General features: G+C 74.3%; 23 protein-coding genes, 2 tRNA genes and 1 pseudogene. 16 read left to right on the top strand and 10 right to left on the bottom strand.

Translation table 11 applies throughout. The features are described from left to right. Positions 1 to 270: 270 nt before the first annotated feature. Positions 271 to 888: a hypothetical protein gene (locus ACY34I_RS16695; protein ID WP_462755919.1), complete on the top strand. Its 618-nt coding sequence runs from the start codon at positions 271 to 273 to the stop codon at positions 886 to 888. 66 nt (positions 889 to 954) lie between these two features. On the opposite strand, the gene ACY34I_RS16690 is transcribed toward ACY34I_RS16695, so the two are convergent. Then, positions 955 to 2,160: a zinc-dependent metalloprotease gene (locus ACY34I_RS16690; RefSeq protein WP_462755961.1), complete on the bottom strand. Its 1,206-nt coding sequence runs from the start codon at positions 2,158 to 2,160 to the stop codon at positions 955 to 957. 184 nt (positions 2,161 to 2,344) lie between these two features. On the opposite strand from ACY34I_RS16690, the gene ACY34I_RS16685 reads away from it, so the two are divergent. The 7 genes from ACY34I_RS16685 (at position 2,345) to ACY34I_RS16655 (ending at position 8,719) form a co-directional block, all read left to right on the top strand. Then, positions 2,345 to 3,358: a YlbL family protein gene (locus ACY34I_RS16685; RefSeq protein ID WP_462755918.1), complete on the top strand. Its 1,014-nt coding sequence runs from the start codon at positions 2,345 to 2,347 to the stop codon at positions 3,356 to 3,358. A 125-nt stretch (positions 3,359 to 3,483) separates the two neighbouring features. Further along, a complete protein-coding gene (locus tag ACY34I_RS16680; protein ID WP_462755917.1) occupies positions 3,484 to 6,465 on the top strand; it encodes a UPF0182 family membrane protein in 2,982 nt (993 codons plus the stop codon). Between the two features lie 150 nt (positions 6,466 to 6,615). Next, complete coding sequence (locus ACY34I_RS16675; protein WP_462755916.1) at positions 6,616 to 7,125, top strand: RNA polymerase sigma factor; 510 nt, start codon at positions 6,616 to 6,618, stop codon at positions 7,123 to 7,125. Continuing rightward, positions 7,115 to 8,029, top strand: a complete 915-nt coding sequence (locus tag ACY34I_RS16670) for a hypothetical protein (RefSeq protein WP_462755915.1) — start codon at positions 7,115 to 7,117, stop codon at positions 8,027 to 8,029. The genes ACY34I_RS16675 and ACY34I_RS16670 overlap by 11 nt, the downstream gene beginning before the upstream one ends. 49 nt (positions 8,030 to 8,078) lie before the next feature. Further along, positions 8,079 to 8,155: transfer RNA gene (locus tag ACY34I_RS16665), tRNA-Met, on the top strand. A gap of 122 nt (positions 8,156 to 8,277) precedes the next feature. Continuing rightward, positions 8,278 to 8,351 (top strand) — tRNA-Met (locus ACY34I_RS16660). 116 nt (positions 8,352 to 8,467) lie between these two features. Beyond that, a complete protein-coding gene (locus ACY34I_RS16655) occupies positions 8,468 to 8,719 on the top strand; it encodes a hypothetical protein (protein WP_462755914.1) in 252 nt (83 codons plus the stop codon). A 54-nt stretch (positions 8,720 to 8,773) separates the two neighbouring features. Here ACY34I_RS16655 and ACY34I_RS16650 read toward each other — a convergent pair whose 3' ends face one another. Next, positions 8,774 to 10,093 (bottom strand): ABC transporter substrate-binding protein, encoded by a 1,320-nt coding sequence (locus ACY34I_RS16650; protein WP_462755913.1) that lies wholly within the window; start codon positions 10,091 to 10,093, stop codon positions 8,774 to 8,776. A gap of 160 nt (positions 10,094 to 10,253) precedes the next feature. Between ACY34I_RS16650 and ACY34I_RS16645 the strand changes: the two genes are divergently transcribed. Continuing rightward, on the top strand, positions 10,254 to 11,087 hold the full coding sequence (locus ACY34I_RS16645) for a phosphoribosylaminoimidazolesuccinocarboxamide synthase (protein WP_148796434.1): 834 nt from the start codon (positions 10,254 to 10,256) through the stop codon (positions 11,085 to 11,087). Between the two features lie 84 nt (positions 11,088 to 11,171). Beyond that, a complete protein-coding gene (locus ACY34I_RS16640; protein ID WP_462755912.1) occupies positions 11,172 to 12,110 on the top strand; it encodes a ribose-phosphate diphosphokinase in 939 nt (312 codons plus the stop codon). Between the two features lie 87 nt (positions 12,111 to 12,197). Here ACY34I_RS16640 and ACY34I_RS16635 read toward each other — a convergent pair whose 3' ends face one another. Beyond that, a complete protein-coding gene (locus ACY34I_RS16635) occupies positions 12,198 to 12,632 on the bottom strand; it encodes an ATP-binding protein (protein WP_462755960.1) in 435 nt (144 codons plus the stop codon). Positions 12,633 to 12,747: 115 nt separating this feature from the next. On the opposite strand from ACY34I_RS16635, the gene macS reads away from it, so the two are divergent. Both macS and ACY34I_RS16625 read left to right on the top strand, forming a co-directional pair. After that, positions 12,748 to 13,872 carry a MacS family sensor histidine kinase gene (gene macS / locus ACY34I_RS16630; RefSeq protein ID WP_462755911.1) on the top strand — a complete coding sequence of 375 codons (1,125 nt, stop codon included), beginning with the start codon at positions 12,748 to 12,750 and terminating at the stop codon, positions 13,870 to 13,872. Continuing rightward, positions 13,869 to 14,522: a response regulator gene (locus ACY34I_RS16625; RefSeq protein ID WP_462755910.1), complete on the top strand. Its 654-nt coding sequence runs from the start codon at positions 13,869 to 13,871 to the stop codon at positions 14,520 to 14,522. Before macS ends, ACY34I_RS16625 begins: the two co-directional genes overlap by 4 nt. A gap of 1 nt (position 14,523) precedes the next feature. Here ACY34I_RS16625 and ACY34I_RS16620 read toward each other — a convergent pair whose 3' ends face one another. From ACY34I_RS16620 to ACY34I_RS16610, 3 genes are all read right to left on the bottom strand, one after another. Then, on the bottom strand, positions 14,524 to 15,099 hold the full coding sequence (locus ACY34I_RS16620) for a DUF5709 domain-containing protein (RefSeq protein WP_462755909.1): 576 nt from the start codon (positions 15,097 to 15,099) through the stop codon (positions 14,524 to 14,526). Positions 15,100 to 15,210: 111 nt separating this feature from the next. Then, positions 15,211 to 15,999 carry an ATP-binding protein gene (locus tag ACY34I_RS16615; protein WP_462755908.1) on the bottom strand — a complete coding sequence of 263 codons (789 nt, stop codon included), beginning with the start codon at positions 15,997 to 15,999 and terminating at the stop codon, positions 15,211 to 15,213. Continuing rightward, on the bottom strand, positions 15,999 to 17,030 hold the full coding sequence (locus tag ACY34I_RS16610; protein WP_462755907.1) for an SDR family oxidoreductase: 1,032 nt from the start codon (positions 17,028 to 17,030) through the stop codon (positions 15,999 to 16,001). The genes ACY34I_RS16615 and ACY34I_RS16610 overlap by 1 nt, the downstream gene beginning before the upstream one ends. A gap of 202 nt (positions 17,031 to 17,232) precedes the next feature. Here ACY34I_RS16610 and ACY34I_RS16605 point away from each other — a divergent pair, with 202 nt between their 5' ends. Beyond that, positions 17,233 to 18,429, top strand: a complete 1,197-nt coding sequence (locus ACY34I_RS16605; RefSeq protein ID WP_462755906.1) for a glycosyltransferase — start codon at positions 17,233 to 17,235, stop codon at positions 18,427 to 18,429. On the opposite strand, the pseudogene ACY34I_RS16600 reads toward ACY34I_RS16605, so the two are convergent. The 4 genes and pseudogenes from ACY34I_RS16600 to aroA all read right to left on the bottom strand — a co-directional run bounded on the left by ACY34I_RS16600 (position 18,384) and on the right by aroA (position 22,613). Then, positions 18,384 to 19,321, bottom strand: a pseudogene (locus ACY34I_RS16600) (hypothetical protein). The gene ACY34I_RS16605 and the pseudogene ACY34I_RS16600 overlap by 46 nt on opposite strands. Before the next feature lie 60 nt (positions 19,322 to 19,381). Next, positions 19,382 to 20,191, bottom strand: a complete 810-nt coding sequence (gene hisN, locus ACY34I_RS16595; RefSeq protein ID WP_462755905.1) for a histidinol-phosphatase — start codon at positions 20,189 to 20,191, stop codon at positions 19,382 to 19,384. A gap of 50 nt (positions 20,192 to 20,241) precedes the next feature. Continuing rightward, positions 20,242 to 21,342 carry a ribosome small subunit-dependent GTPase A gene (rsgA, locus tag ACY34I_RS16590; RefSeq protein ID WP_462755904.1) on the bottom strand — a complete coding sequence of 367 codons (1,101 nt, stop codon included), beginning with the start codon at positions 21,340 to 21,342 and terminating at the stop codon, positions 20,242 to 20,244. After that, the gene (gene aroA, locus ACY34I_RS16585) at positions 21,312 to 22,613 is read right to left on the bottom strand and encodes a 3-phosphoshikimate 1-carboxyvinyltransferase (protein WP_462755903.1); all 1,302 of its coding nucleotides are present in this window, start codon (positions 22,611 to 22,613) and stop codon (positions 21,312 to 21,314) included. The genes rsgA and aroA overlap by 31 nt, the downstream gene beginning before the upstream one ends. A 102-nt stretch (positions 22,614 to 22,715) precedes the next feature. Between aroA and ACY34I_RS16580 the strand changes: the two genes are divergently transcribed. From ACY34I_RS16580 to ACY34I_RS16570, 3 genes are all read left to right on the top strand, one after another. Beyond that, complete coding sequence (locus ACY34I_RS16580; protein WP_462755902.1) at positions 22,716 to 23,426, top strand: SOS response-associated peptidase; 711 nt, start codon at positions 22,716 to 22,718, stop codon at positions 23,424 to 23,426. A gap of 210 nt (positions 23,427 to 23,636) precedes the next feature. Then, on the top strand, positions 23,637 to 24,029 hold the full coding sequence (locus ACY34I_RS16575) for a WhiB family transcriptional regulator (RefSeq protein ID WP_462755901.1): 393 nt from the start codon (positions 23,637 to 23,639) through the stop codon (positions 24,027 to 24,029). 385 nt (positions 24,030 to 24,414) lie between these two features. Beyond that, positions 24,415 to 25,056, top strand: coding sequence for an alpha/beta hydrolase family protein (locus ACY34I_RS16570; RefSeq protein WP_462755959.1), 642 nt, complete (start codon positions 24,415 to 24,417; stop codon positions 25,054 to 25,056). Positions 25,057 to 25,155 lie beyond the last annotated feature (99 nt).

Raw genomic sequence — 25,155 nt, 5'->3', positions numbered from 1 at the left:
GCCGCCGAGAACGCCTCGCTAGGACGACGGCCGGAGGCGGCCTGCGCTGGTCGCGTCGCCGAAGCCTACTCGGTCGGTCGGTGATTCATTCTCGTCATCAAGTTCGTAGCGTCCAGTTGTCCATCGGGCGGGCCCGGCGCTGGCAGCCCGTTCCGGCTGCCCGACCTGGTCGACCGGGCGCTGGCCAGGGCGTCGCCGCAGCAGCCCGCAGACGGCGGCCGGCGGCCGGCGGCGGTCCGATGTGGCTCCGGTGGGGGTTAGGGTCGGAGCGTGGCTCGACGTGTGGTGGTGGCGTTGCTCGCTCCGGTGGCGTGGACGCCGCCGGGAATCGACCCGACGCGGTGGCGCACGGCGCTCGCCGAGGACGTCGTGGACCTGCTCGCCACCCTCAACGAGGTGGAGACCGCGGTGGCGGTGACGCGCGGGGACCGCTGGCTGGCCGACGCCGTGGTGTGGCCCGGCACCGCCGTGTACGAGGTACCGGAACCCACCGTCAACGCGGTGTTCGCCGCGCTGGCCGGCACCGACCGGGCCCACTACGACCAGGCGGCCGTGGTGGTCGCCGACGCGCCCGACGTGCCCGGGCTCACCCTCGGCAAGCTGCTGCGGCCGCTCTCCAGTCGCCCGGTGGCGGTCGCCCCGGTGGAGGGTGGTGTCCCCGGTCTGCTCGGCGTGGCGGCCCGGCTGCCCGTACCGGACTGGCTGCCGGTGCTGGACCTGGAGACGGCCGCACCGGCCGAGGTGCGCGCGGCCGCCCCCCGCCCGGGGGACGTGGCCGTCACGGCCGGCTGGCGCCGGTTGCGCGGCCCGGCCGACCTGGCCATCCTCGACCCGGCCGTCGAGGGCTGGGAGGCGACCCGCGCCCTCCTCTCCGCCCAGCCCCACTGATCGCCACCGAGACACAGCCGGATCCGCACAACGTCCGGGGGGAAGTTGTGCGGATCCGGAAGGGCGTCAGGACTTCTTGTCGTCGTCCTCGCCCGGGGGCTGCTCCTCCGGCGCGCCGGGGGCGGTGAAGTCGAAGCTCGCCAGTTCCTCGTCCAGGTCACTGGTGGTGGCGGCGAACGCCTCCGGGTTGGCGAAGTCGTCGTCGGAGGGGAGCAGGTCGGGGTGACCCCACACGGCGTCCCGGCCGGCGATTCCCCGCTGCTCGGTCAGCGCCGCCCAGAGCACGGTGGCCTCGCGCAGCCGGCGGGGCCGCAACTCCAGACCGACCAGGGCGGCGAAGGTCTGCTCGGCCGGCCCGCCCGCGGCGCGGCGCCGGCGGAACGCCTCGCCGAGGCGTACGACGTTGGGCAGCCGCTCGCCCGCGGCACTGTCGACCACGTGGCACACCCAGCCTTCGACCAGGGCGAGCACGGTCTCCAGCCGGGCCAGGGACGCCTTCTGCGCCGGGGTGTCCTCCGGGGTGAAGATGCCCTCCAGGGCGATCGCCTGCATCGACTCCGGGTCGGTCGGGTCGACCCGGCCCATCGCCTCCTCGATCGCCTCCCGGTTGACCCGGATGCCCGCGGCGTAGTTCTCCACCGCGGTGAGCACGTGCCCGCGCAGCCACGGCACGTGCTGGAAGAGCCGCTGGTGGGCGGCCTCGCGCAGGGCGACATAGAGCCTCACCTCGTCCTCGGGCAGCTCCAGGCCCTCGCCGTACGCCCGGATGTTGGCCGGGATGAGCGCGGCGGTGCCGGCCGGGCCGAGCGGCAGGCCGATGTCGCCGGCGGAGAGCACCTCGGCGGCGAGCGAGCCGAGCGCCTGGCCGAGCTGGCCGCCGAAGAGCGCCCCGCCCAGCGTGGCGACCATCGACTGCATCGGGCCGAGCTGGGCCCGCGCCTCCGGCGGCACCAGGTCGCCCATCGCGCCGACCATCCGGCTGGCCACCGGGTCGCAGAGCTTGCGCCACACGTCCAGGGTCTTGTAGATCCACTCGTTGCGGTTCCAGGCGACCGAGCTCCGGATGCCGGAGGGCCACGACGTGGCCGGCTCCAGCCAGAGGTCGGCGATGCGCAGCGCCTCTTCCACCGCGTTGCGTTCGAACGGCGAGACCGCCGGGTCGCCGGTGGCGGCGAGCTGGCTCGCGGCCACCTGCCGGGCGAGGTCCCAGTTGACCGGCCCGCTGCCCGGCGCCGAGAGCAGGTGCTGCAACTGCGCCATGAACTGCTGCATCTGTGCGGGATCGTTGGGGTCTGGTGGTTGCCCACCCGGAAGCGCGAAGCCGAACGGAATATCAGGCACGAGGTCTACGGTACGCGTGCCTTGCCGCAGGTCGAGCCCGCTGGCGTTGCGCTGAGGGCGAAGTCCGCCGGTCGTCGCGCGGGACGCTTCCGCCCGGATCGGTACGCTCTGCCGCATGAGACGTCGCGGCGTGACCGTCCTCCTCGGTGCACTGCTCACCGCCCTGCTCAGCGTCGGGGTGCTGAGCGTGCCCATCCCGTACGTGGTGCTCGGTCCCGGCCCGACCGTCAACACTCTGGGCAGCGCGGACGGCAAGGAGATCATCCAGGTCACCGGGCGGCCGACGTCCACCTCCGCCGGGCAGTTGCGGCTCACCACCGTCGGGGTGCAGCCCACCGTCCGGCTCCGGTCGGCGCTGGCCGGCTGGTTCTCCAAGGACGAGGCGGTGGTGCCCCGCGAGCTGGTCTACCCGCCGGGCGAGTCGCGGCAGGAGATCGACAAGCGCAACGCGGAGGACTTCCAGAACTCGCAGACCAGCGCGGAGACGGCGGCCCTGCGCGAGCTGGGCTACCCGATCCAGGTGCTGGTGAAGGCGGTGACCGCGGGTGGGCCGTCGGTCGGCGTGTTCCGGCCCGGCGACGTGCTCACCTCGGTCGACGACCAGCAGGTCACCAGCGCGGCCAGGCTCACCGAGCTGATCCGGGCCAAGCCGGCCGGCACCGCGCGGAAGATCGGGTACCTCCGCGACGGGGTGGCCGCCACCGCCACGGTGACCAGCCGGGAGCAGGACGGCCGGCCGCGGATCGGCGTCGAGATCGACCAGCAGCAGCCGCACCCGTTCACCCTCAAGATCGACCTCGGGGACATCGGCGGGCCGAGCGCCGGGCTGATGTTCGCCCTGGGCATCGTGGACAAGCTGGAGCCGGCCGACCTGACCGGCGGAAAGATCATCGCGGGCACCGGCACCATCGACGACGAGGGCCGGGTCGGCCCGATCGGCGGCATCGCGCAGAAGCTGGTCGGCGCCAAGGAGGCCGGCGCGAAGGTCTTCCTGGTGCCCGCCGACAACTGCGCCGAGGCGGTGCGCAACCCGCAGCCCGACCTGCCGCTGCTCAAGGTGGCCTCGCTGGACGACGCGCTGAAGGCGTTGGAGACGCTGCGCGCCGGAGGGCAGCCGACCCGCTGCTGAGCCGGCCCGGTGGCCCCCGCGCGAGGATCGTGACGTGACCTTGACCCGACGTGTTCAGGAACACCCCGTACTCTGGGTGCCTGGTCGGAGCCGATCACATCGAGCGTGCGGAGCCAACAGTGGTCATGCGTAGCAGTCCCCTGCCGAGAATGAGCCGGCGCGGACGCGTCACCATCGGGGTCCTGATCGGGGTGTTCGTCCTCTTCACCCTGCTCGGGTGGGGAGTCAACGCCTGGACGGACTGGCTCTGGTTCGAGGAGGTCCGCTACACCCAGATCTTCACCGGGGTGCTCGCCACCCGGCTGCTGCTCTTCCTGGTGATCGGGTTCGGCATGGCGGTGATCGTCGCCGGCAACCTCTGGCTGGCGTACCGGCTGCGGCCGCAGTTGCGCCCGCACTCCGCCGAGCAGGCCACCCTGGAGCGGTACCGGATGCTGCTGACCCCCCGGCTCGGCACCTGGATCGCCCTGGTCGCCGCCGTCATCGGGCTCTTCGCCGGGCTGTCGGCGCAGAGCCGGTGGAGCCAGTGGCTGCTGTTCCGCAACGGCGGGAGTTTCGGCGTCAAGGACCCGGAGTTCGGCGTCGACGTCGGCTTCTACGTCTTCCAGTTGCCGTTCTGGCGCTACCTGCTCGGCGTCGGCTTCACCGCGGTGGTGCTCGCCCTGCTCGGCGCGCTGGCCATGCACTACGTCTTCGGCGGGGTGCGGCTGCAGGGCATCGGCGACCGGATGACCAGCGGCGCCCGCGCCCACCTGAGCACGCTGGTCGCGGTCTTCATCCTGCTCAAGGCGGTCGCCTACGTCCTCGACCGGCGGGCGATGCTGCTGGAGTACAACGAGGGCGCCAAGCTCTACGGCGCCGGCTACGCCGACGTGAACGCGCTGCTTCCGGCCAAGGAGATCCTGGCCTACATCTCGATCGTGGTGGCCATCGCGATCATCGTGTTCTCCAACGCGGTGATGCGGAACCTGGTCTGGCCCGGCATCTCGCTCGCCCTGCTCGGCGTGTCGGCGGTGGCGATCGGCGGCATCTACCCCTGGGCGGTGCAGACCTTCGAGGTGAAGCCGAGCGCCCGGGACAAGGAGGCGCCGTACATCCAGCGCAGCATCGAGGCGACCCGGGCCGCGTTCGGGCTGGCCGGGACCAAGACCACCCCGTACGCCGCGAGCAACCTCACCCCGCCGCCCAGCCTGGCCACCGACACCTCGGTGGTGGGAAACGCCCGGCTGCTCGACCCGCAACTGGTCTCCGAGACCTACACCCAGCTCCAGCAGGTGCGCGGCTTCTACGACTTCGGCCCGAAGCTGGACATCGACCGGTACGCCGTGGACGGCAAGACCTCTGACTACGTGGTCGGCGTCCGCGAGATCAACTACGACGAGCTGACCCCGCAGCAGAGCAACTGGATCAACCGGCACACCGTCTACACCCACGGTTACGGGCTGGTGGCGGCGCCCGCCAACCAGATCTGCGGCAACGGCATGCCGTACTTCGTCTCCGGCTTCCTCGGCGAGGCGGACAAGGAGGCGCAGGGCTGCGCGTCCCCCACCGAGGAGATCCCCGCCCAGCAGCCGCGGATCTACTACGGCGAGCGGATCAAGGCCGACGACTACGCCATCGTCGGACAGACCGGGGACCGCAACGTCGAGTTCGACCGACCGACCTCGACCGGGGGCGAGCAGTACTACACGTACACCGGCGAGGGCGGCGTCAAGATCGGTTCGTTCACCCGCCGGCTGCTCTACGCGATCAAGGAGCAGGAGTCGAACTTCCTCCTCTCCGAGGCGGTGAACAAGGACTCCAAGCTGCTCTACGTCCGCAACCCGCGGGACCGGGTGGAGAAGGTCGCACCGTTCCTCACCCTGGACGGCGACCCGTACCCGGCGGTGGTGAACGGCCGGATCCTGTGGATCGTGGACGGCTACACCACGGCGGCGACCTACCCGTACGCCGATCGGGTCAACCTGCAGGCCGAGACGGCCGACGAGCTGACCGGCCGGGGCACCTTCCAGCTCGCCCGGGAGAACGTCAACTACATCCGCAACTCGGTCAAGGCCACCGTCGACGCGTACGACGGCACGGTCAAGCTCTACGCGTTCGACGACACCGACCCGGTGCTCAAGGCGTGGAACAAGGCGTTCGGCGGCGACCTGCTGCTGCCGAAGGGCGACATCCCGGCGGAGCTGGCCGAGCACTTCCGCTACCCGGCGGACCTGTTCAAGGTGCAGCGGAACCTGCTCACCCGGTTCCACGTCACCGACCCGGGCGACTTCTACTCCGGCCAGGACTTCTGGCAGGTGCCGAACGTGCCGGACGCGCCGGACAGCGGGCAGAAGCAGCCGCCCTACTACCTCTTCACCCAGCTCCCGGGGCAGCAGGCGCCGCGCTTCCAGCTCACCTCGGCGGTCACCCCGAACGGCCGGCAGAACCTGGCCGCGTTGATCTCCGGGTCGTACATCGACGGCCAGCCGAGGCTGGAGGTGCTGGACCTGCCGGACCAGACCCGTACCGCGGGCCCGGTCCAGGTGCACCAGCAGATGACCAACGTCGGCGACATCCGGCAGCAGCTCAACCTGCTCTCGTCCAACCAGGCGCAGGTGCAGTACGGCAACCTGCTCTCGCTGCCGTTCGGCGACGGCATGCTCTACGTCGAGCCGGTCTACGTGAAGAGCAATCAGCAGGACGCGTTGACGCTGATGCAGCGGGTGCTGGTGTCGTACGGTGACGGCTCGTACGCGGTGCTGGCCAACAACCTCACCGACGGCATCAAGCAGCTCGTCGAGCAGGGCAAGCGCGCGCCCGGGGGCACCCCGCCCAGCACCGGTGGCGCCCCGCCGACGACGGGCGGCACCAGCCCGCCGGTGCTCACCGGTGCGCTCGCCGAGGCCGCCGGCAAGGTGCAGAGCGCGATCGCCGAGGTCAAGGCCGCCCAGACCTCCGGTGACTTCGAGCGCTACGGGCGGGCCCTGAAGGCGCTGGACGAGGCGATGACCGCGTTCCAGGAGGCGCAGGTGGCGGCCAACGCGTCGACCGCCCCGTCGCCCAGCGGCAGCCCGTCCGCGTCGCCGCCGGCCCCGCCCTCGTCCTCGCCGACACCGAACGGCTGACGCCGGCCCGACCACATCGAGCCCGTGCCCGGAGACCCGTAGTGGTCTCCGGGCACGGGCTCTGTCGTATACCGGACGGAACGCCCGCAACCCGACACCCGGCTCGCCCGTCATCAGTGCAGGTGGACCGAGGGGAGGCGGGATCTCCAGATGAGGGACACGAACAGTTTTGACGACTTCTACCGGAGCACGTCGGCGCGGGCGCTGCGGTACGGCTACGCGGTGGCCGAGGACCCCGGCGAGGCCCAGGATCTCGTCCAGGAGGCGTACGCCCGGGCCTGGCGCCAGTGGGGGACGCTGACCGCCCATCGGGCCCCCGAAGCCTGGCTGCGGTTGGTGATCAGCCGGCTGGCCACCGACCGGTGGCGGCGGTTGCGCGGCTGGCGGCTGGCGGTCAGCCGGACCGGCCCACCGGACGACGTCGGGCCTCCCGGGGAGGACAGCGTGCTGCTCGTCGGCGCGCTCCGGCAACTGCCGGTCCGCTATCGGCAGGCCCTCGCGCTGCACTACCTGTTCGACATGCCGGTGGCGGAGATCGCCCGGGAGGCGGGGGTCCCCACCGGCACCGTGAAGTCCTGGCTGTCCCGGGGTCGTACCCGCCTCGCCGAGCTGCTGCCCGGCCTGGCCACCGAGGAGCTGGAGGTCGACGATGTCGCGTGAACTGACCCGCCTCTACCGGGCGCTGGCGGCCGACACCGACCCGCGGGCGCTGCCGGATCCGGACCAGGTGCGCCGGCGGGCCGACCGCCGGGCGCGGAACCGGGCCACGCTGGGCGCGCTGACCGCCGCCGTGCTGGTCGCCGGCACGGCCGTCGGCGCCCGGCTCGTGCTCGCCGCCGGGCCGGACGTCCCACCCGGGCCACCCGCCGCCACGCCCACGGCCGGGGCGTCGACCCCGCCCGCCTCCGGCACGCCGTCGCCGAGCCGGAGCGCCTCCACCCCGTCCCGCACGCCCGCGGCTCCCCGGACCAGCGCCCGCCCCCCGGCCACCACCCCGACCAGCATCCCGGACCGGGCCTTCTTCGTCCTGCCCGCCGCCAACGACGCGGGCACGGGCAGCCAGTTCGTCCCCGGACCGGTGCTGCCGGCCCTGTGCGGCGCCACGCCCGGCGAGGCGCAGGTCGTGACGCGCCGGGCGCGGACGCTGGCGGTCAAGCTCGCGGGCGCGGCAGCGGATGCCGTGCCGGACGGCAGCTACCGGCAGAGCGTCACGGTCTACCGGGCCGGCCGGGCCGACGACGCGCTGCGCGAGCTGCGCCAGGCGGTCCGGGGCTGCCCCGAGCAGCCGCTCGCGGACGCGCCGGGCGCGACCGTCACCCAGCGGTTGCTCGACGGTGCCCGGTACGGCGACGAGTCGGTGCTGTTCGAGACCCGTACGCCGTACCGGGACGTCAACGGCGCGCCGACCGGCGGCGACGAGGTGCACCTGATCCGGGCGGTCCGGATCGGCGACGTGGTGACCGTGCTCTGGGAGCAGGGCTGGGAGGGCACGTCGACGGATCGGTCGCAGTTCGAGGCGGACAGCCGCCGGGCGACCGAGGCGGTCCGAAGGTGGCTGGGCTGACGGCCGTTTTGCGCCCCGTGGGGTCGGTGCGCTACGGTTGACGAACCGACGCGGGGTGGAGCAGCTCGGTAGCTCGCTGGGCTCATAACCCAGAGGTCGCAGGTTCAAATCCTGTCCCCGCTACCACGCCGGAACGGCCCCGAGGAATCCCTCGGGGCCGTTCTCGTTGTGCCGCCGGCGGTCGACGCGCCGTGATCGGGGGGCCGGCTGATCTCCCCGGCGGGAATGCGATAAGCTGTACAAGCCGACGCGGGGTGGAGCAGCTCGGTAGCTCGCTGGGCTCATAACCCAGAGGTCGCAGGTTCAAATCCTGTCCCCGCTACTCGTCACGAAAGGCCCCGGAGTCCGCTCCGGGGCCTTTCGCCGTTCTCCGGGCTCTTCCGTTCCGCCCGGCCCTGCGTCCTGCCCGGGTTGCACCGCTCGGCGAGGATGGGGGGCATGTCTGCTTGGAACAGGTGGTGGGGCCGGCTCGGCGCGGTCCTCGGTGCGGTCGTCCTCTCCGTGTTCGTGCCGGTCGCGGCCTGGGCGTCCACAGGTACCGGCGAACTGGTGGTGGAGGCGGCCCGGCGGCGGTCCCGGGGCGGGGGGTTCGGCTTTCTCGGGCTGCTCTGCTGCCTCGTGGTGGTCGGCGGAATCGTGCTGCTGGTGCTGCTGCTGACCCGCGGCCGGCGGAATCGCCCGCCGCGCTGACCGTCGTCCGTGCCGTCGTCCGCGTGCCGGGCCCGCGCTCCCGGGCCGGGCCCGTCACTCGGCCAGGGCCGCGTTCGCCTGCGCCATGAACCGGGAGGTCGCCGCCCGGGCCCCGGACCGCTTCGCCCGGATGCTCTCGGCGGCGGCGACGAGCAGGGTACGCACCCGCGCGTGGCCCCGGGGTGGCGGCGCCGGCGCCGGTCCGGTGACGCTGTCCAGGTCGACGCCGAGGGCCACCAACTGCTTCGCGGTCGGGTCGGTCAGGCCCGCCACCACCGACTGCCGGACCGGGACGCTGGCGTTCAACCCGCGTTCGGTGCCGAGGATGCGGCCGGCCTCCGTGTCGGTGGCCAGGAAGTTGATCACGTCGATCACCACCTCGGGATGACGGGTGCCCCGGAACGCGGCCCAGTACATCGACGCCCGGGGCCACTGCGCGGCCGGGCTGCCGGGGAAGCTGGTGAGGCCCAACTCGTCGCGGGTGCGGCTCTGCAGTTCCGGTAGCTCATGGGCCCAGGCGAAGGAGGTGGCCGCCTGCCCGGTCACCACGAGCTGGCGGTCCAGGTCGCCGGTGTCCGCCAGCTCCGTCAGCGCGATGCCGGGGGTGGCGCGGGAGTTGCGGGCCACCTCCCAGAACTCGAACCAGCGCAGCAGGTCGCCGGAGCCGAAGCCGAGCTGCCGGCCCCGGTAGAACTCGCCGCCCTGGCCGCGCAGCCAGAGCCAGAGGGCCCGGTAGTCGCCGGAGGGATCGGTGGTGCCGGCCACCCGGTTACCCGAGGCGCGGGTGAGCCGGGCGGCCCACTGCACGTACTCCGGCCACGGCATGCCGAGGCGCGGCTCGGGCAGCCCCAGGCGGCGCAGCACGTCGCGGTTGTAGACCAGCGCGGCGTAGGTCTGCGCGGCGGGGACGGCGACGGTCCGGCCGTCCACCTGCCCGTACCGGGCCAGGTTCTCCGGCAGGCCGCGCAGGTCGAGGCGGTGGTCCGCGACGTACCCGCTGAGATCGAGGACGATGTCCCGCCGGGCGTACTCGGTGAGCACGGTGTCGTCGATCTGGAACAGGTCGGGCACGTTGCCCCCGGTGGCCTGGGTGGCCAGCCGGTCGTAGTAGCCGGTGAGGCCCTGCGAGGTGACCCGGAACTGCACCTTCGGGTGCCGCGTCGAGTAGAGCCGCAGCGCCCGTTCGGTGGCCTCGGCCCGCGCCTTCCCGCCCCACCAGAACACCGACAGCTCGACGGGCCCCTCGTCGACCGGGCTCTCCTGCTCCGGGCCGCAGCCGGCCAGCCCGCCAGCCAGCAGCGGCACCCCCGCCAGCGCGCCGAGGAGCCGCCGCCGGTCGACGCCGGGGCGGGGTACGGACTGCGGAGCGCGCACGGGTTCTCCCTGGGGCACGGGCGGCTGCTGCGGACGGATCATTTACACAGGGCCCGGGCGAGGGTGTCAACGGCGGCGTCGTACGCCGTATCGACGGATGCCGGTGCGATGATCGGTGGCCGCGCCGGGCGGCGAGGCGGCGCGTGGTGTACTAGGCGCCGTGGAACTTCTGCACTCGGGCAAGGTCCGGGACGTCTACGCCGACGGCGACGAGCTGATCCTGGTCGCCTCCGACCGCATCTCCATCTACGACGTGCCGCTGCCGACCCCGATCCCGGACAAGGGTCGGTTGCTCACCGCACTGTCGCTGTGGTGGTTCGAGCAGCTCGCCGACCTGGTGCCGAACCACGTGATCTCCGCCACCGACGTGCCCGAGGAGTTCGCCGGCCGGGCGATCCGCTGCCGCCGGCTGGACATGGTCCCGGTCGAGTGCGTGGCCCGCGGCTACCTCACCGGCGGCGGCTTCGCGGAGTACCAGCGCACGGGGGCGGTCTCCGGCGTGGAGCTGCCGCGGGGGCTGGTGGAGGCGTCCATCCTGCCCGAGCCGATCTTCACCCCGTCGACCAAGGCCCCGAAGGGCGAGCACGACGAACCGATCACCTACGCGCAGGTCGTCGACAAGGTCGGCGCGGAGACCGCCGAGCGGCTGCGGCAGATCACCATCGACGTCTACCGGCGCGGCGCGGAGATCGCCGCCGAACACGGCGTGCTGATCGCGGACACCAAGATCGAGCTGGGCTGGGCGCCGGACGGCAGCCTGCTCCTCGCCGACGAGGTGCTCACCTCCGACTCGTCCCGGTTCTGGCCGGCGGAGTCGTACCAGCCGGGCCGTGCCCAGTTCTCCTACGACAAGCAGTACGTGCGGGACTGGGCCACCGAGAGCGGCTGGGACCGGCAGCCCCCGGCGCCGGAGGTGCCGGCCGAGGTGGTCGAGGCGACCCGGGCCCGCTACGTCGAGGTGTACGAGCGGCTCACCGGCAACACCTGGAGCTGACCCGGGCACCGACTCGCCAGCCCTACGGCCCGTCGACGATGCGGCCCCGCCCTGCCCGACGCCGGCCCCGTACGATCGGCAGTCGTGCGTGACATTGCCGTGTTCGGCGGGACCGCCCACCCCGACCTCGCCGCCGAGATCTGTGCCCACCTGGGCGTCCCGCTGCATCCGGTGCGGGTGTCCCGGTTCGCCAACGACTGCCTCGAGGTGCAGCTGCAGGCGAACTGCCGCGAGCGGGACGTCTTCCTGATCCAGCCGCTGGTGCCGCCGGTGCAGGAGCACCTGGTCGAGCTGCTGCTCATGATCGACGCGGCCCGGGGCGCGTCGGCCGGCCGGATCACCGTCGTGCTGCCGCACTACGCGTACGCCCGGTCGGACAAGAAGGACGCGCCGCGCATCTCCATCGGCGGCCGGCTGGTGGCCGACCTGCTCACCTCGGCCGGCGCGGACCGGGTGCTGGCGATGACCCTGCACTCGCCGCAGGTGCACGGCTTCTTCAGCGTCCCGGTGGACCACCTGCACGCGCTGCGCGAGCTGGCCGCCCACTTCCGGGGCCGTGACCTGAGCAACGCCGTGGTGGTCTCGCCCGACCTGGGCAACGCCAAGGAGGCGGCGGCGTTCGCCCGGATGCTCGGCACCCCGGTGGCGGCCGGGGCGAAGCAGCGGTTCAGCGACGACCGGGTCAAGATCAGTACGGTGATCGGCGACGTGGCGGACCGGGACGTCATCGTGCTGGACGACGAGATCGCCAAGGGCAGCACGGTGATCGAGCTGATGGCCCACCTGCGCGAGCGGAAGGCCCGCTCGATCCGGCTGGCCTGTACGCACGGGCTCTTCTCCAGCGGGGCGCTGGAGCGGTTGAGCGAGCAGGACGGGGTGCTGGAGATCGTCTGCACCAACACCGTGCCGATCCCGGCGGAGAAGCGGGTGCCGAAGCTGGAGGTGCTCTCGGTGGCGCCCGCCCTGGCCGAGGCGATGCGGCGGATCCACAACGGCGAGTCGGTGAGCGCCCTGTTCACCTGACCGCTGCGTCCGGGTGCCGGCAGCCGAGGCCGGCCGCACGTTCCTCACCGGCCGTCCGCCCTCACCGGCCGTCCGCGTCGAGCGGGCTCAGCCGACGGCCGTGGTGATCCGGACGATCGTGCCCGCCTGGCCGGTCTGGACCGCCATCGTGTCGCTCAGCTCCCGGGCCAGCCACAGACCCCACCCGCCGGCGATGTCCGGGGCGGGCCGGTTCCGGTCGCCGAGCCGCTGGGCGCTGATGCCTTGGCCGTGGTCGGCCACCTCGCAGACCAGCTCCCCGGCCTGGCACCACAGCCGCAGCCAGCCCTGGCCGCCGCCGTGCCGCACGGCGTTGGTGATCAGCTCGTTGATCGCCAGCACGAAGTCGTCCCGCCGCTGGCCGCTCAGCCCGGCGCCGTGCACGCAGGAGGTGACCGAGTGCCGTAGCTCGGTCACCTGGGCCTGATCGAAGGCCTCGGCGATGAGGAGGGTGGGTTCGATGGGCACAACCGTACGCGGTGCGGGGAATTCTGCATTCGTCATGGCCCCGTCCCGGCGGTCGATCTCGGCGATTTTCGCGGCATTTCCACCGTACGTCAGGGTTTCCCGGGTCGCACCCGCCACCCCGCTCGCGCCGGGCTGTGGCATGGTGTCGCGCATGCCGTCGTCCCCGGGGGGCCTGGAGGTCCCGCTCTGGCGGTCCATCGCGGTGTTCCGGTTCGCCTCGCTGGCGTACGTCGGGTTGCTGGTGCTCCGCGACGCCCACCGGTACGCCCACCCGCTCGCCGCGGGCGGCGTACTCCTCGGGATGCTGGCCTGGACCGGGGTGACCGCGGCCGGCTACGCGCGCCCGGCCGGGCGGCGCTGGCCGCTGCTCCTGGCCGACCTCGGTGTGGTGCTGGCGATCATGCTGGCCACCCCGTGGGTGGTGGGCCGCGCGGCGCTCGCCGCCGGCGTGCCCACCCTGACCGTCGCCTGGCTGGCCGGGCCGGTCCTGGCCTGGGCGGTCTCCGGCGGCCGGCGGCGCGGCGCGATCGCCGCGCTGGCGCTCGGCGGGGTCGACCTGGCCACCCGGACGCGGATCAGCCAGTCCTCGCTGACCGGGGTGATCCTGTTGCTGCTCGCCGGGGCGGTGGTCGGGCACGTGGCGCGGCTCGCCGTCACCGCCGAGGAGCGGCTGCAACGGGCGGTCGAACTGGAGGCCGCGACCCGGGAGCGGGAGCGGCTGGCCCGGCACATCCACGACTCGGTGCTCCAGGTGCTGGCGCTGGTGCAGCGGCGCGGTGCCCACCTGGGCGGCGAGGCGGGCGAGTTGGCCCGGCTGGCCGGCGAGCAGGAGGCCGCCCTGCGCGCCCTGATCGGCCGCGCCGGCGCCGCGCCGGCCGACGAGGGGGACACCCGGGACCTGCGCGACCTGCTCGACCGGTACGCCTCGGCGACGGTCGAGGTCGCCGCGCCGGCCACCCCGGTGCCGCTGCCCGCCCGGGTGGCCGCCGAACTGGCCGCCGCGGTCGGGGCGGCGCTGGACAACGTGGCCCGGCACGCCGGCGGGCCGGCCTGGGTGCTGATCGAGGACGAGGGGGAGACGGTGACCGTCTCGGTACGTGACGAGGGGCCGGGGATCCCGGCGGGGCGGCTCGCCGAGGCGGCGGCGCAGGGCCGGCTCGGGGTGGCGCAGTCCATCCGGGGCCGGGTGGCCGACCTGGGCGGCGAAGCGCGCATCGTGTCCGCCCCCGGGGCCGGCACGGAGATCGAGCTGAGCGTGCCGAGGAGCGCCCGATGAGCACCGGCGTACGGGTCATGGTGGTGGACGACCACCCGATGTGGCGGGAGGGGGTGGCCCGCGACCTCACCGAGGCCGGGCACCTGGTGGTGGCGACCAGCGGGGAGGGGCGGCAGGCGGTCCGGGTGGCCGCGGCGGTCCGCCCCGACGTGGTGGTGCTCGACCTGCAACTGCCCGACGTCTCCGGCGTCGAGGTGATCCGCGGGCTGCGCGCCGCGCTGCCAGACGTGCGGGTGCTGATGCTGTCGGCCAGCGGCGAGCCGCAGAGCGTGCTGGACGCGGTCAAGGCCGGGGCTACCGGTTACCTGGTCAAGTCGGCGGCGCCGGCCGAGTTCCTGGACGCGGTCCGCCGCACGGCCGCCGGAGAGCCGGTCTTCACGCCCGGACTGGCCGGGCTGGTGCTGGGGGAGTACCGGCGGCTGGCCAGCGGGCCGGTCGCCCCGCACGACCCGGCACCCCGGCTCACCGAACGGGAGACCGAGGTGCTGCGGCTGGTGGCCAAGGGCCTGTCGTACAAGCAGATCGCCGAGCGGCTCGGGCTCTCGCACCGGACGGTGCAGAACCACGTGCAGAACACGCTCGGCAAGCTCCAGCTGCACAACCGGGTCGAGCTGACCCGCTACGCCATCGAGCAGGGCCTGGACGACTGAGTCACGGGGTCGCCTCCGGCGGGCGGGTCTCGTGCACGGCCAGCTCCTCGGCGGTCGCCCCACCACCGGCCGCGCCCGCGTCGTAGCCGATGTTGTCCGTCTCCTGGTCGGTGTGCGCGCCCTGGTCCGGTTCGACCAGCCGGCCCACCTGATGGTCGGCGACGGCACCGAGCTGGCCGTGGTCGTAGAGCGAGACCGGCGAGTGCGGGTCGGAGGTGGGGCCCGGGTCCATCACGTCGGCGTCGAACTGGGCCTGCGCGGCGGCCTCGTCGCTGTCCGCCTCCGCGGCGATGTCCGGGTCGACCGGGCCGGCGAGCGGATCGTCGGCGGGCCGCTCGTACACCTCGCGCTCGAGCTTGTAGTCCAGCGACTCGCCGTCGAGCTGCTCCTCGGCGGTGGTCCCGAACCGGTCCACCGCCACCGGGTCGCGGTCACCCGGGAGCTGGGCCGGCTCGGGACCGTCCGCCTCCCGCCCGGTCAGCACGTCGTCCTTGGCCGTGGAGTCGTCGTCGGCGGTGTCGGGCAGGCCCTCCGCCTCCGGGTCGGACACGGGGGTGGGGTAGTCGTCGTCGCGCATGACCGGTCACTACCCACCGAGCTGACCGCATTAACCGGGTCCGGCGGCGTGGATCGGGAGGAACGGGCGGAAACGGGGCGACCCGGCCAGGATGCCGGGCCCGATCGTCGGTCAGCCGCGGAAGGCGGCCTCGTCCTCGGCGTGCAGGACGCACCAGACGACCTTGCCGTCCGGCAGCGGGGTGGTGCCCCACCGCCGGGCGAGCGTGTCGATGAGCAGCAGCCCGCGGCCACCGGTCGAGGTGAGCGGGGCCAGCCCGGCGTACGCGGGTCGCCGCGCCGAGTGGTCGCCGACCGCCAGGTGCAGGGCGCTGTCCCGCGGGGCCACCCGGACGGTCATCGGCGTCCCGGCGTGCGCGACCACGTTGTTCACCATCTCGGTGACCGCGATGCAGCCCGGCTCGGCCAGCTCCGGCACCCCCCACCGCGCGCAGCCGTCGGTGACCAGCGCGCGGACCTCGCGGGCCGACCCCACCACCGGGGACAGGTCCGCGGTCAGCACGGCCGCGAGCGGCGCGTCGGCCAACGCGGCCTGCGCTTCGTCCAGGGACGGGTAGACCGGGGCGGCGTCACCGCCGCGGCCCGTCGGGTCGAGCACCAGCACGCCGGCGGCCGGCCAGTCGGCCACCGTGCGGTACACGTCGTCGACGGCGGCGCGGGCCCCCGGCTCGGCGATCACGACCCCGGACAGGTCGACGATCACCGGGCCCGGCCGCTGCCAGAGCCGGGCGAGCAGCGCCTCCCGGACGGTGTCGACGCCGGCCAGGTCGAGCACGCCGGTCAGCCTGACGATCGCGGAGGATTCATCCGTCTCCACCAGGCAGCGCACATCCGTCGGCATGATCGTCCCATTGTGCATGCCCGGCCCGACCCCCGCATCCGGCCGGTCGGTGCGCTTCATCAGCGTTCCGCCCGTGCGCGCCGGGTCAGGGCGGCCAGGGTGCCCACGGCGGTGCCCGCCGCGGCCAGCCCGAACGCCGCCGTGATCCGGACCAGCTGGCGTCGCCGGCCGTGCCAACCGCCGGTCCGCTCGGCCGCCGCGTCCGGCGTGAACACGTTGCCGGTGCTGGGCAGGCGTACGCCCGGGCCGAACTGGGTGCGGGCGGTGTACCAGCCGAGCACCCGCTCGGCCAGCGCCGGCGCGAGCCGCCACTGCAGCCCGAACAGCCGGGCCGCGCCCCCGGCGAACGCCTCACGGCGGGGTCGGCGCAGTAGGCGCACGATCGTCTCGGCCACCACCTCCGGCGGGTAGACCGGTGGGGGCGGGGTCAGCTCGTGCCGGCTGTGGTTGGCGGCGTGCCGGAAGAACGGGGTGTCGATGCTGGCCGGCAGCACCGTGCAGATGGAGATGTTGCCCCGGCCGGTGACCCGCAGCTCCTGCCGGATCGTGTCGGCCAGCCCGCGGATGCCGTGCTTCGTCGCGTTGTACGCGGACTGGTAGGGCATCGCCACCTCGGCCAGCACGGACGCGTTGTTGACCAGGACCCCGCCGCCGGCCGCCTCGAGCCAGGGCAGCGCCGCCTTCGTCCCGTACACCGTGCCGAGCAGGTTCACCGCCACCACCCGGCGGAACTCCTCCACCGGGATCTCGTCGAAGAGCCCCACCGCGCTCACCGCGGCGTTGTTGATCCAGGCGTCGATCCGGCCGAACTCCGCGGCCGCCCGCGCCGCGAGCCGCTCCACGGCCACCGGGTCGGTCACGTCGGTGGGTACGACCAGCGCCTGCGCACCCAGTCTCCGGCAGCGCTCGGCGACCTGGCGCAGCGCCTCCTCGGTCCGGGCCGCCAGCACCACGTCGGCGCCCCGCCGGGCCAGCTCGTACGCGGTGGCCGCGCCGATGCCGCTGGACGCGCCGGTGATCACCACCGTGGCGTCGCCGAGGTCGCGGGTGAGCGGCATGCTCCGCCGGTACCCCCGGTCGGGGGCGATCATGCGGCCAGGACAGCCCGGATCACGGGTGCGCCGGGGCGGTTCCGGGCAGGAGTCGCGAAGCCGGCGGAACGTCCCGCTGGCCACCCTCGCGCCGGGTGCGTCGGTCCGATCCCGATCTGCCAGGTTTCGGCGCAGCAGGGCCGGGTTAATGGGACCCTCTGACCGGAGGACCACCGCTCGATAGAACGCATGGAGGTGCACCATGCGCGTCGGCCTTGTGTGCGCGCACGCCGGCCCGTCCGTCGACGGTCCCACCGTCGGCACCCACCAGCACATCGCGCGGGTGGCGGCCGAACTCGCCGCACGGGGTCACGACGTCCGGGTCTACGAGCGCCGCGACGAGCCGGGGCAGCCGGAGCGGGTCGAGCTGGACGGCTACCGGCTGGAGCGGGTGCCGGTCGGTCCGCCCACCTCGTTGCCCACCGTCGAGCTGGTGCCGCACGTGGCGGAGTTCGGTCGCTGGCTGGCGCAGCGGTGGTCGGATGACTGGACGCCCGAGGTGGTGCACGGGCACTACTGGGTCGGCGGCCTGGCCGCCGCCAACGCCGTACGGGAGACCGACATCCCGGTCGTGCAGACCTTCCACTCGCTCGGCGTCGAGCAACTGCGCCACCTCGGCCAGCGGTACGACGGGCCGGGGGAGCGGATCCCGCTGGAACGGGCGCTGACCCGGGCGGTGGACATCGCGGTCGCCCAGTGCAACGACGAGGTCGACGAGCTGACCCGGATGGGGCTGCAGCGCACCTCCGTGGCGATGGTGCCGACCGGGGTGGACACCGCGCAGTTCCACCCGGACGGCGAGGCGGCGCCCCGGGACCAGCGCTCCCGGATCCTCTCCGTCGGCGGGCTCTCCCCGGCCCACGGCCACGAGGACCTGGTCCGAGCGATGCGACTGGTCGGCGACGCCGAGCTGGTGATCGCCGGCGGCCCGCCCGCCGAGCGGCTCGCCGACCACGCGGAGGCGCGCCGGCTGCGCGAGCTGGCCGAGCAGACCGGGGTGGCCGAGCAGGTGAAGCTGGTGGGCACGGTCCCGCATGACCAGATGGCCACCTGGTACCGCTCCGCCGACGTGGTCGCCTGCACCCCGCACTACTCGTCGGCCGGGCGGGTGTCGCTGGAGGCGATGGCCTGCGGCGTGCCGGTGGTCGGCTACGCGATGGGCGGCATCGCCGACGCGGTGGTCGACGAGGTGACCGGGCGGCTGGTCCCGCCCGGCGACGTGCGGGCCCTCGGGGTCACCCTGCGCCGGCTGCTGGCCGACAACGCCGGGCGGTTCGCGTACGGGCACGCCGCGGTGGACCGGGTCCGGTGCAGCTACACCTGGGAGCGGACGGCCGGGGCGCTGGAGCGGCTCTACGAACGGGTGGTCGCCCGGCGCAAGCCGGTGGAGGCGGCCTGACTCAGCGGCCGGACTCCGGGCCGGCCCAGTGGCGGGGCCGGACGACGGCGCCGGCGCCGATCATGGGGCGCTCCCGGTCGCGGGCCACCGCGTGGTGGTGCTGCGGTTCGGCGTACCGGGTCAGGCCGACCACCGACACCAGGGTGGCCAGGAAGCCGATCCCGGCCAGCCACTCCCGCCCCGGCCAGATCCGGTCGTTGAGCAGCAGCAGGCCGATGATCGCCGCGGGGACCGCCCCGGCCGCGTCCATCGCGGCCACCGCCGCCGTGGTGGAGCCGCGCTGCATCGCCAGGCCGAGCAGCAGCTGCCCGACCACCGAGTGGGCGATCAGCAGGTAGAGCAGCGGGTCGCGGACGAACGCCTCCGCGGTGTCGGCCGAGGCGAGCGGCCGGGCGGCCACCGCCGCGGCGGAGAACGCCATCCCGGCCAGCGAGCCGAGCGCCACCGAGCCGGGCGCGCCGTGCAGCCGGGCGGCGAAGAAACCGAGCACACCGATCACGCCGAGCGCCGCCGCCAGGCCGATCAGCCCGGTGGCGCCGAGTTGTCGCGACGGCGCCGGCTGGGCGGCCAGCACCAGCGCGGTGATCCCGCCGAAGAGCAGCCCGAGCAGCGCGATCTCGGCAGCCGGCAGCCGCCACTTGAGCACCAGCACGCCGAGCAGGGCGGTCACCCCGAGGCCGGCCGCCACGCTGGCCTGGACCAGGAAGAGCGGCAGGTCGCGCCGGGCCAGGAAGGCCAGCACGAAACCGGTGACCTGGCACAGCAGGCCGACCAGGTAGGTGCGGTGGCTGGCCAGCCGGAGCAGCAGCCCGGGGTCGAAGGTGTGGTGCACGGTGGTCCGCGCCGCGGCCACCGACTGGAGGAGGTTGGCGAAGCCGTACGCGACGATCATGGCCGCGAGGAAGCACCAACCGGAGGACACCACCTGGCGAGGATAGAGGCTACCGGCGGGTCAGCGTACGGCCGGCCGGCCGAGCCGGGCCAGGATGTCGCCGTGCAGCGCTCCGTTGGTCGCGATCGCGCTGTTCTCCCCGCCGGCCGGCGCCGGGCGGTCGGACAGGTCCGTGAACGTCCCGCCCGCCTCGGTGACGATCGGGACCAGCGCGGCGATGTCCCAGAGCGACAGCTCCGGCTCCACCATCACGTCCACCGCCCCCTCGGCCAGCAGCATGTAGCCGTAGAAGTCGCCGTACGCCCGGCTGCGCCAGGCGTCCCGCATGACCTGCAGGACGGCGTCCAGCCGGCCCGACTCCTCCCACCCGGTGAGCGAGGAGTAGCAGAAGCTGGCATCAGCCAGCGCGCCCACGGCGGAGACCCGGATCGGCGCCCCGGTGGCCAGGTCGGGGCCGGCGTACGCGCCCGCGCCGAGGGCGGCCCACCAGCGCCGCCCCAGCGCCGGAGCGGAGACCAGGCCGAGGACCGGGCGGTCCCCCTCCAGCAGGGCGATCAGGGTGGCCCAGATCGGTACGCCCCGGACGAAGTTCTTGGTGCCGTCGATCGGGTCGACCACCCAGCGCCGCCCGTCCGGGCCGGTGGCGGGCTGCTCGCCGTACTCCTCGCCGAGCAGGCCGTCACCCGGCCGGTGCTCGGCCAGCAGGGCCCGGATCCGCCGCTCGACGGCGGTGTCCGCGTCGGAGACCGGGGTGAGGTCGGGCTTGGCCTCGACCCGCAGGTCGAGGGCGCCGAACCGGGCCGTGGAGACGGCGTCGGCGGCGTCGGCGAGCAGGTGGGCGAGGGCGAGGTCGTCGGCGTACCCGGTCATGCCGGACACGCTAACGGTCAACCGCCGCCGGGTCGCCGGGGCCCACCGGCTCACTCCTCGCCCCGCCGGCTCGGCTCGCGGGGGTCGACCTCGCCGCTGCGGGAGGCCAGCAGCCGGCGGTACGACGCCAGCCGGCGCGGGTCGGCCTTGCCGGCGGCCACCCAGGCGTCCAGCGCGCAGTCCGGCGCGTCGGCCGTGTGCGGGCAGTTCGGCGGGCAGTCGACCGTCGCCTCCACCAGGTCGGGGAAGCCGTGCAGCAGGCTGTCCGCGGAGACGTGCGCCAGCCCGAAGCTGCGTACCCCGGGGGTGTCGATGATCCAGCCCCCGGCGGCATCGGGCAGCCGCAGCGCCACGGCGCTGGTGGAGGTGTGCCGGCCCCGGCCGATGGCGCTGACCGTGCCGACCGCCCGGTCGGCCTCCGGCACCAGGCGGTTGACCAGCGTCGACTTGCCCACCCCGGAGTGGCCGACCAGCACCGAGACCCGCCCGGCCAGCAGCGCGCGCAGCGCGTCCAGCGGCGAGTCCGGCCGGATCAGCACGTACGGCAGTTCCAGCTCGGTGTAGTAGTCGAGGACCGCCTCGGGGCCGGCCAGGTCGGCCTTGGTGAGGCAGAGCAGCGGCTCGATGTCGGCGTCGTACGCGGCCACCAGGCAGCGGTCGATGAACCCGGTGCGCGGCGGCGGGTCGGCCAGCGCGCTGACGATCACGAGCTGGTCGGCGTTGGCCACCACCACCCGTTCCAGCCGTCCCTCGGCGGTGGTCGCGTCGTCCTCGGCGGTGCGCCGCAGCACGGAGGTGCGCTCGGCGATCCGGACGATCCGGGCCAGCGCGCCGGGCGCACCCGAGGTGTCACCGACCAGCCCGACCCGGTCACCCACCACCACCGACTTGCGGCCCAGCTCGCGGGCGCGCATCGCGGTGACGGTCGGGGCGTCCGGCCCGGCGTCGGCGAGCACGCAGGTATACCGTCCGCGGTCGACGGCGATCACGAACCCGTCGACCGCGTCCTCGTGCCGTGGCCGGGTCCGGGTACGCGGGCGCGAGGACCTCCCGGGTCGGACCCGGACGTCGTCCTCGTCGTACTCCCGCCGCCTGGTCGCCAGGACGTCCCCCCGTCGCGTCAGCTCTTGCCGGTCACCATCCCTGACCATAGTGCCGGGAACTCGGGCATGGTCTTCGAGGTGCACGCCACGTCGTCCACCTCGATGCCGGGGACGGCCAGCCCGGCGACCGCCGCGGCGTGCGCCATCCGGTGGTCGGCGTACGTCCGGAAGGTCCCGCCGCGCAGCGGGCGGGGCCGGATCTCCAGCCCGTCGGCGGACTCGGTGATGTCCGCGCCCAGCGCGGTGAACTCCTTGGCCAGGGCGGCGATCCGGTCGGTCTCGTGCCCCCGGATGTGCCCGATCCCGGTCAGCCGGGACGGCGAGTCGGCGAGCATCGCCAGCGCGGTCAGCGCCGGGGTCAGCTCGCTGACGTCGGAGAGGTCGGCGTCCAGGCCGTGCACGCTGCCGGTGCCCCGGACGGTCAGCCCGGCGGTGGTCAGTGTCACCTCGCTACCCATCCGGGTCAGCAGCGTGCGGAGCTGCTCGACCGGCTGCATGCTGCTGCGCGGCCAGCCCTGGAGGGTCACCTCGCCGCCGGTGACCAGCGCGGCGGCGAAGAACGGCACGGCACCGGAGAGGTCCGGCTCGATCTCCCAGCCGCGCCCGGTCAGCGGGCCGGGCTCGACCGCCCAGACGTCGGGGGTGGCGTCGTCGACCGCCGCCCCGGCGGCCCGGAGCATCTGCACGGTCATCCGCAGGTGCGGCGCGGACGGGACGGGCGGCCCCTCGTGCCGGACCACCACGCCCCGGTCGAAGCGGGGCGCGGCCAGCAGCAGCCCGGAGACGAGCTGGCTGGAGGCGGAGGCGTCGATCACCACCTCGCCGCCGGTGACCCGGCCGGCGCCGAGGACCGCCAGCGGCAGGCTGCCGGTCGGTGGGGTGTCGATGCGTACGCCGAGGGCGCGCAACGCCCCGATCAGCGGGCCGAGCGGGCGGACCCGGGCCTGCGGGTCGCCGTCGAAGGTGACCCGCCCCTCGGCGAGCCCGGCCACCGGTGGCAGGAAGCGCATCACCGTGCCGGCCAGGCCGACGTCGACGTGGGCGGGGCCGACCAGCCGGTGCGGCCGGATGAGCCAGCGCTCGTCGTCCGAGATCGACATGTGTGCGCCCAGCTCGCGCAGCCCGCCGGCCATCAGCTCGGTGTCCCGGGCGCGCAGCGGCCGGTCGAGCGTCGACGGGCCGCTGGCCAGCGCGCCGAGCACCAGGGCCCGGGCGGTCATCGACTTGGAGCCCGGCAGGCGCAGCGTGGCGCCGACCGGGTCGCTGGCGGTCGGTGCGGTCCACGGCTGCGGTCGCCGGGTCGCGGTAAGGTTCCCCACGCTCACATTCTGCCAAGTCCCGGGACCGGTGGAACCGCCCATCGTGCCTGCTCCCGGCTGGCGGGACAGCCGGAACCGGGGCGGCGCGTTAGCGTGTGCGCCATGTGCGGGAGGTACGCGACGACCCGGAGCGCGGGCGACCTGAGCGCGCTGTTCGAGTCGTCCGACGAGACCGGCGACGGGGTCGGCCCGGACTTCAACGTCGCCCCGACCGATCCGGTGCCGCTGGTCCGGCTGGCGCCGGAGGGGCACCGGCTGCTCTCCGTCGGCCGCTGGGGGCTGGTCCCGCACTGGTCCCGCAGCGCCGCCGGCGCCGCCCGCATGATCAACGCCCGGGTGGAGACGGTCGCCACCAGCCGGGCGTACGCCCCGTCCTTCGCCCGCCGGCGCTGTCTGGTGCCGGCCGACGGCTGGTACGAGTGGGTCCGTGAGCCGGGTGGCCGCCGGCAGCCGTACTACATGACGCCGACTGACGGGTCGGTGCTGGCCTTGGCCGGCATCTGGTCGCTCTGGGAGTCGGCGGGGCAGGACCTGCTCACCTTCAGCGTGCTGACCACCCCGGCGGTCGGCGAACTGGCCGAGGTGCACGACCGGATGCCGCTGCTGCTGCCCCGGGAGCGGTGGGCCGCCTGGCTCGGCGCGGGCGGCGAGCCGGCGGCGCTGCTCGCCCCGCCGGCCCCGGAGTGGCTCGCCGGGCTGGAGGTCCGCCCGGTCTCCCCGGCGGTCGGCGACGTCCGCAACGACGGTCCCGACCTCATCGCCCGGGTTCCGCTGCGCCGAGAGGAGAGCGTCTCGGAAATGACCTTGTTCTGATCACCGTCGGCACATTGTCGTGTGCTGATTTGCCGGGGTTACGCCTGAAACGTCGCCCGGTTGTTTAGCCATGTTTACGGCAGAGTCTTGTCCCCGTGTCCGGAAGTGCGATAAAACACAGCGCCGGCGTTGGGCGTCTGTTCGCACGGGGCGGATGACACCCATCGATCTCTCATGATCATTGCCGGTCCCACGGGGGAGGTGGGTGTATTGACACGGGCACGTATGCCCCGCCCGCACGAGGTGGCTGCCGCACGACGAGATCCGCGACTGTTGCGGGCTCTGCGCGAGCGGCGACACGACGACGCGTGGCGAACCAGAGGGACCTGCCAGAGTGTGGACCCGGAGACGTTCTTTCCGGCACCCAACGAACCGGCCGACGCGGCCGTGGCGCTCTGCCGCAGTTGTGACGTCCAGGGGTCCTGCCTGGCCTGGGCGCTGGAGGTGGGCGACTGCCACGGCGTCTGGGGCGGCACCACGCCGCGCGAGCGGCGGGCGATGCTCGTCGCCTGGCGCGACGAGGTGCAGCCGGACCCGGACGCGGTCGAGGAGGCCGGCCCACCGGTTCGGGACCGCCTGCTGACCCTGGTGCCGTCCCGCTGATGCAGTGCGCCGCCGCCCGCGTCCCCGCCGGGGACGCGGGCGACGGCGTTCCAGGGCCGCGGCCCGTGTCCCTGCCGGGGCACGGGTGGCGGCCTCTCAGGGCCGAGTGCCGGCCACGGGCCCCGTCCGGCCGGGCGGCGCCGGGCGCGGCCAGCACCTGCCCGCGATCTGGGGTGCCCGGCGCGGGGGTAAGCCACCCGTGCGTCGGGCGGAGGCCGCACGTCGCCGGGCTGGTCGGGGCGGGCGGGGTCGGCCAGCGGAAATGTGCTCGCGCTGGGCAGACGCCGGGAAGAAAGTGCTGCTCCGGGCGGGCGGGGTCGGCCACCCGGAAATGTGCTCACGTTGGGCGGAGACCGCGAAGAACGTGCCGGTCGAGGCGGGCGGGATGGGCCACGGCGAGAATGGGCGGGTGCGGCACAGCGACGAGATCGAGACGCCCCGCGGGCCGGCCCGGGCCGACACCGACCTGCCGGCCGGCCCGGTGGACACCCTGCTGGTGCTCGGGCACGGCGCCGGGGGCGACGTGGACGCCCCGGACTTGGTCGCGGTCCGCGACGCGGTGACCGGGGCCGGGGTGGGCGTGGTCCGGGTGACCCAGCCCTACCGGGTTGCCGGGCGGCGCGCTCCGGCCCCCGCCGGCCACTTGGACGAGGCGTGGACGGCGGTGCTGGCCGCCCTCCGGGCCCGCCATCCCGACGTCTCCCGCTGGGTGGTGGGTGGCCGCTCCAGCGGCGCCCGGGTCGCCTGCCGCACGGCCGCTGCCGTCGGCGCGGCCGGGATCGTCGCGCTGGCGTTTCCGCTGCATCCGCCGGGCCGTCCGGAGCGCTCGCGCGCCGACGAGCTGCGTACCGGCCTGCCCACCCTGGTGGTCAACGGCGACCGGGACCCGTTCGGCGTGCCCGATGCGGCGCCCGGCGTCGAGGTGGTGGTCCGCCCGGGGGAGCGGCACGACCTGCGCGTCGACCCGGCGGCCACCGCCGCGGTGGTCCGCGCCTGGCTGCACGCCCGGGGCTGGGCACCCGCCTGATCCCGGCACCCGGCCAGCTCACCGGACAAGATCCAGGACGGAGCGGCCGCTCGTCCGGTTGCGGCACCACTTCCCGGGCGATCGCGATCTTGCGAGGGC

The organism is Micromonospora sp. RTBAU3-60 (assembly GCF_054963695.1).
Note: the sequence above shows the minus strand (reverse complement) of the source record. Positions and strands in the feature narration are given on the sequence as shown.